8 protein-coding genes are annotated in these 9,363 nt (G+C 70.6%); 1 reads left to right on the top strand and 7 read right to left on the bottom strand.

Going from position 1 to position 9,363, the window contains the following annotated elements:
* Nucleotides 1-157: 157 nt before the first annotated feature.
* From RS86_RS20530 to RS86_RS00185, 7 genes are all read right to left on the bottom strand, one after another.
* Entirely contained in the window at nt 158-790 is a 633-nt protein-coding gene (locus RS86_RS20530; protein ID WP_045270190.1) for a hypothetical protein, read from the bottom strand.
* Between the two features lie 61 nt (nt 791-851).
* Complete coding sequence (locus tag RS86_RS00210) at nt 852-1,469, bottom strand: hypothetical protein (protein WP_045270189.1); 618 nt, start codon at nt 1,467-1,469, stop codon at nt 852-854.
* 91 nt (nt 1,470-1,560) lie between these two features.
* The gene (locus RS86_RS00205; protein ID WP_045270188.1) at nt 1,561-2,775 is read right to left on the bottom strand and encodes an A24 family peptidase; all 1,215 of its coding nucleotides are present in this window, start codon (nt 2,773-2,775) and stop codon (nt 1,561-1,563) included.
* Nucleotides 2,775-3,074 carry a hypothetical protein gene (locus RS86_RS00200; protein WP_045270187.1) on the bottom strand — a complete coding sequence of 100 codons (300 nt, stop codon included), beginning with the start codon at nt 3,072-3,074 and terminating at the stop codon, nt 2,775-2,777. Before RS86_RS00200 ends, RS86_RS00205 begins: the two co-directional genes overlap by 1 nt.
* Nucleotides 3,075-3,182: 108 nt before the next feature.
* Nucleotides 3,183-4,250, bottom strand: coding sequence for a hypothetical protein (locus tag RS86_RS00195; protein WP_045270186.1), 1,068 nt, complete (start codon nt 4,248-4,250; stop codon nt 3,183-3,185).
* On the bottom strand, nt 4,247-8,758 hold the full coding sequence (locus RS86_RS00190) for an FtsK/SpoIIIE domain-containing protein (protein WP_045270185.1): 4,512 nt from the start codon (nt 8,756-8,758) through the stop codon (nt 4,247-4,249). Before RS86_RS00190 ends, RS86_RS00195 begins: the two co-directional genes overlap by 4 nt.
* Before the next feature lie 64 nt (nt 8,759-8,822).
* Nucleotides 8,823-9,134, bottom strand: coding sequence for an FHA domain-containing protein (locus RS86_RS00185; RefSeq protein ID WP_045270184.1), 312 nt, complete (start codon nt 9,132-9,134; stop codon nt 8,823-8,825).
* A gap of 41 nt (nt 9,135-9,175) precedes the next feature.
* Here RS86_RS00185 and RS86_RS20875 point away from each other — a divergent pair.
* A partial coding sequence (locus tag RS86_RS20875) for a hypothetical protein (protein WP_045270183.1) occupies nt 9,176-9,363 on the top strand: 188 nt, incomplete at its 3' end.

The raw sequence follows: 9,363 nt of genomic DNA, 5'->3' as shown, positions 1-9,363 counted from the left end.
TAAGACGCACCGAAATCGGCCATCGTCAACACCTCCGGTAATCACTGGACCGGACCACCCCGGCCCGACACAACGAACCTAACAACCCCCACCACACCCGTCGATGGGCAGCACTACCCATACCCCGTGTCACGGGTTCATGATCCCGCGGATGCCCTCATCCCGGGTTCGGCACGGGCCAGGTGTCGCCGTCCCGCGCGGTCGCGGCCATCAGCGCGTCCAGGAGTCCGGGATCGGCGTCCGGTTCGAAGCCCTCGACGACCGCCTCTTCCAGCATGCGCTCCGCGAGCTGCTCGGTCTGTGCGAGCCCGAGCGGCACGACAGGGCCGAGGACCGCCAGCACATCATGGCCTCGGCCGAAGAACGCCCAGCGACGCGTCGCGTACTGCCCTTCGCCGTGCGCATGCAGCAGCGAGGAGGAGAAGCCGTCCCCCAGGCCCTCGGACGACGTGATCAGCCCGGTCGGCGGAAGCACGGTGTCGGCCGTCGAGAGGAACCCGGCGAGCTCGTCGCGCGACAGCGGCGCGGCCGTGCGGTACACCGTGAACGGGGCCAGCACGGAGGCGTCGGCACTCACCAGGAGGAACAGGGCGGAGTCGTCGTCTCGGAGCCTGGCGAGGTCGTCCAGCGCGGCGGCGATCCGCTCCTGCGCATTCTCGACCGGCTGCCGGACGGTCGAGAAGCCCGCCGCCCGCTCCGCCGCCCAGGCGGCGCGGCCCGCCGCGTCGTCGATGCGTCGGGGAACCGGGATCGCGTTCTCCGCGGGGAACGTCATCCGCAGGTCTGTCATGCGTCGCTCGCCTTCTGCCTGTGCGGCCGCAGCGACCGGTTCCTCGTCCTTCCGGCAGCGCTCATTCCTGCACCCACGCGAAGGTCGCCATGTGCACGTCGAACAGGAGTTTCCACTGCTGGAGGCCCGGCGCATCCTCGGGAAGATCCGGCGCGCACGCGGTGGTCACCGTCCACTGCACCGCCTGGGTGCGGCGCGTGCCCGGGATCGGGATGAGGTAGTTCAGTGTGAGAGCGCGCGCCTGCTCGCCCTGGACCGTCACGGTCCGGGTCTCCGCCCACGCGAGGATGCGCTCGTCGCCTCCGAGCGGGGCCGCACCGAATTCGGCCACGACGTGCATCACCACGTCGTCCAGCGTCACCTCCGGGGTGGAGGCGCGCTTGAGCCCGATGATGCTCGCGGGGCCGACCGCCCAGGTCGGGGCCGCCTCCCCGGGGATCGCGTAGGCGAACCCGTTCTGCCGGCGCAGCGAGGCGAAGGCGTCGCGCAGCATCGGCCCGATCGTCGCCGACATCCCGCCGTTCCCGCTCGCGGCCAACCGTGCGAGCCCCTGGGAGATGACGCGGTCCTCGTTCTCCTCGGAGAGGTCGAACGCGAGCCATCCGGAGGGGAGCAGCATCCGGAACGGAGGCATCGCCGGGGTCCTGCGACCGAGCAGCTCATTGCGCAGATCACTCATGGTTCCACTCTCTCATCCACCGGGATCCGCCCCCGACGGCTCCCGCAGGGCGTCGGCTCCCACTCGAAGCCGGCACTCGCACGGGCCCCGATCAGCGCACGTACTTCGTCGGAAGGTCGTTGAAGAAGCGGTCGTAGGTGCCCGTCGCCGCGGAGTAGAGGTTGCTCACGATTCCGACGCCCGTCGCGCTGACGGTGCCGAAGGTCTCGCCGGCCCAGGCCCAGCCGCCCGGCCCCATGGTCTTCCCCGCCTTGGCGGCGGCGTCGAAGATCTTCGTCCCCGACGCCATGAACTCGCCCCACTCCGTGGCGCCCTTGCCGGAGAACAGTCCCGTGGTGAAGTCCAGCACCTTGCCGCCGAACGTGGCGGCCACGGGCGCCTTCAGGGTGTTCATGGCGGTGCTGAAGCGCATGCCCGCCGCGGCGGGCGCGGCGAAGGACTTGAAGAACCGGCAGGCGGGTCCGATGAACGGGATGCAGCCGACGATCGCGAAGGCGAGCCCGAGCCCATCGCCGTCGCCCATCGCGAACTTCGCGATCTGCACGGCGAGCATCGCACCGGCGATCACCGCGCCGATCAGGACGAACGGACCCGCGAAGATCAGCGCGAGGATGCCGACGACGAGACCGAGCACGGTCAGCACGTCGGCCATGTCGTTCAGGAACCCCTTGACGTTGTCACTCCAGGAGTCCTTGATCTTGCCGCTCATGCCCTCCTTGATGTTGTGCACGGCGGTCTCGTACGCGGTGTGCCAGGTGTTCCATTCCCGGTCGTAGTCGTCGGCGAGGTCGTCCCACTCGCCTTTGACGGAGGAGGCGTGCGAGGCTGCGGCCTTCGCGGCGCCCTCCTTCTTCGCGAAGTCGTCCTTGTCGGACTGCTCCGCGTCTGGGTCGGGCTTGTCCGGCAGGCCGGAGTGCTTCGACGAGGCGTCACCGTCCGCCTGGTAGTACTCCTGCCACTTCTTCTCGAGCTCGTCCGCCAGCTTGTTCAGCCGCGGCTGCGAGGTCTCGACGGCATGCCCGTAGGTGCTGATGTGCGGGCCGACGGCGACGTAGAGCTCGCCGCCCTTGCCGAGATCGCCGCTGACCTCCTTCGCCACTTCGCGGAGCTTGTCGATCGACTCGCCCTCCATGTCCGCACCGTCGTCGACGAGACGGCTGATGAGGCTCCAGGCCTTGTTCATCTCGTTTCCGAGATCGGTGATCTGCTTCCCCCGCGCCTGGATCTCGTCGGGCTTTCCCTCGAGGTGCTCGATGGGGTGCTTGCCGCTCGGAGTCTGGTACGGCATGTAGGGCGTGGCCGACATCACTTGCCCCCCTTGTCGCCGCCCTGCGCGGCCTTCACGTCGAAGTCCTTGAAGCCCTGGATCACACCGTCGACGTGGTCTTTGACCGTCTTGCAGTTCTCGATCAGGGCCTTGCGGCGGTCATCCCAGCGTCCCTCGAAGTCATCGGCCGCCTCGCGGAGCGCTCCATCGCCGTAGGGGTCGCCCACGGCGTCCTTGAGGTCGCGACGACGACTTCCCGCGTCCTCGAACTCCTTGACGATGTGGTCGAGCTCGGTGGAGAGACCACCCAGCTCGTCGTACCTGACCTTCACACCCATGCGCGCATCCCTTCTCGCCGGTCAGCCCAACATATCCACGGCCTCGGATCGCCGCGATGGGGAGCACTCCCCATGCATGTGCGCCGCTCCGGGCATGCATCTGCGGCGTCACCCCGCCATGGCGCCGATCACGACGACGATGGCGGCCAGGAGAAGGGGGACCAGACAACCGAGGACGAACGGGCGTCCAGCGCCTGCGCCGCGGAGGACCTTCCGGCGGCGGAGCGCGCGCGCCGTGTCCTGATCGGAACGCACGGATGCCTCGGGACGCGGATCGAGGGTGCGATCCAGCAACGCCGACAGGTCCTCCACCCACTCCCAGACGACCGGATCCTGCAGCCGCAGGTCCTGGCGCGCGAAGAACCACACCTCGTCGCCCACGACCTGGACGTCCGCGTCCCCGCAGACGTCGACGAGAGCCGAACGCATGTCGGCCCCGAGCAGAGCACGCACGGTGGCCGCGTCCTCGGGGGCGCAGGACACACGGAAGCGCTTGTCGAACTCCTCGTCCACGGCGATGACGGCTTGCGGAGCCTGCGGGCGCCAGGCTGCTCCGCCCCGCGCCGTCACCGACTGGATGCCCAGGGCCGGCAGGGCGGTCCGCACCGTGAATCGCGCATAGGCGATCGCGATGTCCATCCGGGCCCGCCCCCCGCCGATGTGGAAGCTGAGGTTCGCGACCTCGAGCGGCCGCGGCCGGCTCGCGGTGACGGGATCATCGAGCTGCGGACCTTCCGCGGCTTCGAACACGGCGGCACGGCGCTGCGGATCGGCCTCGCGCAGCGCGTGCGTCAGCCCGTTCGCCGGAGCGAAGCGGCGCAGCCGGTACCAGCGGTCGTCCGCGTCCCGCAGCTGCGGAGCGATGCGGACGATCCGCCGGTAGGCGTACGGCAGGGCGAGGACGGCCCAGGCCAGCACGGCGAACGGAAGGGGGACGCCGTGACCGGTGGCCAGGCGCACGATCATGATGAGGACGAGGACGGCGGCCGCGGCGATCAGCGCCATGCCGACGGCGGTTCCCACTCCGACGAACCAGGTGCGGGAGGCGAAGCTCCGCGCCGTGACTCCGCCGCCCTCGGCGGCGAGCGCCGCCTGCGCCTCCGCCCGCGCGGCAGCGCGATCCACGGGCGCCGTGAGCGCGGTCTTGTCGAAGGTCAGCACGGTCTTCTCGCTCATACCAGCGTCTCCCCCTCCACCAACGGCAGCTGCATGATCACCTGGCGCCCCGCCTGCACGAAGATGCCCCGCCCTTCGGGGAAGTCCGTGCGCTTGACCTTGGGGAACGGCACCTTGAACACGGCGTCGCCGTCGAAGGCATCCGGCTTGAGCACGATGCCCTTGCGGCCCGCCTTGAAGTCGCCGATGTAGCCGAACCCGCTCGTGGCCTGCGTGACGTCGAGGTCGCCGATCAGCAGGTGGTCGCTGCGGTTGATCGCCTGGAACAGCGCCTTCATGTCGCGCTCGGCCGGGGTGTCCGCGAACTGCGGCACGTCCTCGACGACGACGAGCAGCCGCACCGGCATCGACTCGTCTCCGGCGAGCTCCGCGAGTTCCGCGGCGAGCTCCTTGGCCGCCTCTGGCGTGGTGGCGCTGCGGGTCCAGTCGGCGTAGTCCTTGAGGACGGATCGGCGCCCGCCGAAGTGGAACAGCTTGACCGCGGGGTCGAAGCGGCGCATGGACGTGATGATGCCCTTGAGCGCCGTGGTCTTTCCCGACAGCGGCGGCCCCGCCACGAGGAACGTGCCGATCGGGTCGAAGTCGCGTGCGGCGAGCGTGTCCTCCGCGACGCCCAGCACCGGGAACTCCCCGATGCGGTCGGGAAGCGCCGTGGCCGAGAGCCGCGTCGGCAGCGATCCGATCTCGGCGACCTCGCGGGCTCCCGCGGAGCGCAGCTCCGCGGCCATCGCCTCGAGCAGCTTCGTCTGCTCCGCCACGTTCGGGGTGCCGCCGAGGGTCGCGATCTGCGTCTCCAGCCCGTCCACGATCGCGCGGCCCGGTGCGGAGCGCTCGTCGAGCACGTCCTTCGGGGCGTTCAGCATCGCGTAGCCCGACTCGTCGGAGAGGCGCAGCACGACCTTGCGCGACACGTTCGCGCTGACCGCGGTGGGCACGGATCCGGAGCGGTCGGCGGTCGCGATCACGTGCACGCCGAGCGGGCGCCCCTCGCCGAGGATGCGCATGAACGTCTGATAGAACGGCATCCGCGCCGTGGTCGACTCCCACTCGCTGCGGAACTGCGGGAACCCGTCGAGCAGGAACAGGATGCGCGGCTCGTCGATCCCGGTGAGCTCGCGGTACTCGGTGAGGCTCGCGGCGTTCGCGGTGCTGAACCGCTTGCCGCGGTCGTCGAGCACGCGCGCGAGCGAGCGCAGGATGCGCTGCACGCGCTCCGCGTCGTCGCCGGAGATGACGGATCCGACCTGCGGCAGGATCTCGAGGCTCTTGAGCGCCCCGGATCCGAAGTCCAGCGCGTACACCTCGACGTTCGTGGCCGCATCCGATCCCGCCGCGATCGCGAGGGTGCGCAGCACAGTCGACTTGCCCGCGCCGCTCGTCCCGTACACGAGCAGGGAGCCGTCGCGGTCCGGCACGAAGTACGTGGGCTCCTGCAGCTGACGGGAGGGCACATCGGTCTTCCCGAGCAGGATCTGCCCGTCGCCGAGCGTGGGGAGATCGCGGATGTCGACCGCGTGCTCGAGGTCGTCGAGCCACGGCCGGCGCGGGGCGGGGATGCCGGCATGCGTCGCCGCCGCGACGAGCGTCGCGACGATCCGCTTCTGGTCGTTGGGCCCGAGGTCCCCGTCGTGGCTGTCGGATTCGGGCTCCTGGTCCGGCTCCCAGAGCTGGGTGGATCCGAACCGCAGCTCGGCCACGCGCACGTCGGCGACCTGCTCCTCGTCCGTGGACCAGCCGCCCGCGTAGGCGGACTGGAACGGCACGAGACGCCCTGGGCCGGTCTTCGCGATGCCGCGGCCGGGGATCGACGGAGGGAAGGACGCGGCGACGGCGTCGTCCACGACGTCCTTGGAGTCGGACTCGTCGGCCATGCGCAACGCCACGCGCAGGTTGGTGTTGGCGCGGAGGTTGTCCTTGATCACGCCGGCGGGACGCTGCGTGGCCATGATCAGGTGGATGCCGAGGGAGCGCCCGCGCTGGGCGATGTCGACGACGCCGTCGACGAACTCCGGCACCTCGCCGGCGAGGGCGGCGAACTCGTCGATCACGAGCACGAGCGCGGGCGGGGTGTCCGGGTCGCGGCGCTTCTCGAGTTCGAGCAGGTCCTTCGCCTTCTTGCGGTTGAAGAGGTGCTCGCGGTGATGCAGTTCGGCGCGGAGGCTCGTGAGGGCGCGGCGCACGAGGTGCGGGCTGAGGTCGGTGACGAGACCCACGGTGTGCGGGAGGTCGACGCAGTCGGCGAACGCGGATCCGCCCTTGTAGTCGACGAAGAGGAACGTGACCCTGTCGGGGCTGTGCGCGGCGGCCATGCCGAGCACCCACGCCTGCAGGAACTCGCTCTTGCCCGCACCGGTGGTGCCGCCGACGAGGGCGTGCGGGCCCTGGGTGCGCAGGTCGAGGGTCATCGCGTCGGTCTGCGACTGGCCGATGATGGCGCGCAGGTTGCCCGCCTTCTTGAGCCGCGACTGCGGCGCCCCCGACCGGTCGATGATCGTGTTGTTCTGCCGCCAGCGGTCGATCACGCTGGTCGGATCCGTAGCCGTCTCGGATCCGACGAGCGAGAGGAACATGACCGAGTTCGGGATGTCCGAGGAGTCCTCCACGACCGTCGAGGCGTCGACGACCGGGGCGAGACGCTTGGCGAACATGGTCATATAGGCGTGCGAGACGCCCTCGACCCTGACGTCGGGGTAGGCGATGCCGCTGCGGACCGTGCCGACTCTCGCGTGCTCGAGACCGGCCGTCACATCGATGAAGCTGCGGCAGGCCGCCGGCAGCGCCTCCACCACGGGCGCGACGAACAGGGCGTAGACGCCGACGTCTGCGCCGCGCTCGAGGATCTGGGTGAGCCGGGCGCGATCGACGGGGGCATCGTTGGTGACGATGACGAGCACCGCCGCCTGACCCTCGAACGCGGACTCCTCGGCGGCGCGCTTGACGTCGGTGCCGTAGCGCATCGGATCCCAGTCGTCCCCGTAGGGCAGGCGCTGCGACGCTGCCGCCGTGGAGCGGCGCATCACGATCTCCTCGAGACCGTTCAGCAGCGCGGTTCCCGTGGACGCCGAGTCCGCGAGCGCCATCTCCTTGAACGGGTTGCGCTCGCTCGAGGTGTGCGGCAGCCAGGTCAGCCAATCAAGCTCGTTCGCCCAGCCGGGCTCGGTGAGCGCGACCGCGACGAGTTCGTTCGACGAGTGCATGCCGAACAGCTGCACGGCGAGGCCCCGCAGCGCATCGCCCGCGACCGAAGTGGGACCGGCGACGCCGAGGGATCCCACGCTCTGCAGCGACTCGAGGATCGGCACGTCCTCGATCACGCGGTAGCGCTCCTCGAGGCGGTCGACCCGCTCCACGAACTCGGGCAGCGCCTCTGCGGCCTCGGTGCGGGTGATCGTCGTGCGGGACAGGTCGGAGCAGGTGCCCAGTCGCACCGCGAGGAAGTTCCAGTGCTCCGGACGGCGGGTCCACAGCAGCGGCCCGAGCCGCATCGCCTCGTCGAACACGACCGCGACCGCCGGCACCTCGTTGTTGCGCACCGCATGCTCGCGCGGGCGCGCGTGGTAGAGCTTCTCCTCGAGGCGCTCGAACTGGTCCTCGAACAGCTCGGCCTCCTTGCGCAGGCGCTGGCCGAGGTTGGTCTTCTGCGAGATGAAGTTGCCGAACATCATCATCGGGCTCGCCGCCGCCATCAGCAGGGACAGCATGCGCCCGGTCACCGCCCACATCGTCACCGCGAGCAGGATCGGGGCGACGAGCATGGGCCAGGGGAACAGTCGCTGCACCTGGTCCCGCGGGTAGCGCGGCTCATCCACCTCCTCGCCGGCGAACCGCTCCTCGACCCTCGGGCTGCGGTTGAAGAGCAGCGCACCGCCGCGCTCGAGCACCGGATCCTGATCCGCGGCGCTGCCGTCGAAGTCACCGACGAGGCGCACCACGATCTCGCTGTCGCCGAGCGTGAAGGGCTGCCCGGGGATCACCCGGAGCCGCTGCATCAGGCCGCCGTCGACGAGGATCCCGTTCGCGGAATTCAGGTCGACCAGTTCGACGAACGTTCCGGCGACCTCGATGCGGGCATGCTTCTTCGAGACGAGAGGGTCGGCGAGGTGCACGTCGGCGGTAGCCTCGCGACCGATCACGAAATGACCGATCGGCAGGGAGAACTCCTGGCCGGCAGCGGGACCGGAGAGCACCTGCAGGTGCGCCGCAGGACGAGCGCCCGCCGTGCCGGTCTCGATCCGGTCGGCGCCGAGGTTCACGATCTCCGCGAGGAAGCCGGATCCGACCGGGGCGTCGCCGATCGCGAGGTCGGGGTTCAGCGTCACCAGGCGCTCGCTCGTGGGCGGCGCGACCGAGAGCGTGAGCGTCTCGCCGTGCCCGACGCGGATCGCGCGCAGCGGATCCGTCGTCGCGATGTGATGCGCGACGTCGGCGACCGTGGCCGTGGAGTCGGCGGTGACGACGATGTCGGTGAGCGGTGCGCCGGGGCGGCGCAGGGTGAGCTTGACCTTCATCGGGGTTCCTCCGGGCGGCGCTCGCGCGCTGTCGTGTCTGCGGCGGCCGCGCGGGCGCCGGGGGTCATGCCTGCTCCACGCGCAGGCTGCGGTCGCCGAAGCGGAGCACGTCGCCGGCGCGCAGCTCGGCGGGGTGCCCCGGGGTCAGCGGGTGCTCCGCGCCGTCGCGCACGATCGAGCTGCCGTTGGTGGAGCCGCGGTCGACGGCGACCACGCCGCGACGCGAGAGCAGGATCGCGACGTGGGTCTTGGACACCGAGCGCGTCTCGTCGGGGACCCGCACGAGCTGTGCGTCGCCATCGCCGTCGCCGGTCGCGGGCGCGCGCCCGATGAGGGTGGCCCTGCGCACCTCGATCCGCTCGCCGTTGTCGATCATGAGGACCGCACGCGGGGCGTCGGGAGCGGAGACAGCTTCAGGTGCAGCTGCAGGTCCAGGTGCAAGTGCTGGCGCTGGCGCTGGTGCAGGTGCTGCTGCTGCTGGTGCTGGCGCTGTCTCCACCGGCGCGATCGTCGGCGGCTGCCAGGCAGCGGCGGCGGGCGCCGACGGCGGGGCGAAGCCACCTGCGGGGGCGTCGGTGGCCGCGGGCGCCGGCGCCCCCGCAGGT

It is taken from the genome of Microbacterium azadirachtae, from assembly GCF_000956505.1.
In the GTDB taxonomy this organism is placed as follows: domain Bacteria; phylum Actinomycetota; class Actinomycetes; order Actinomycetales; family Microbacteriaceae; genus Microbacterium; species Microbacterium azadirachtae_A.
This window is presented reverse-complemented; position numbering and strand designations above follow the sequence as displayed.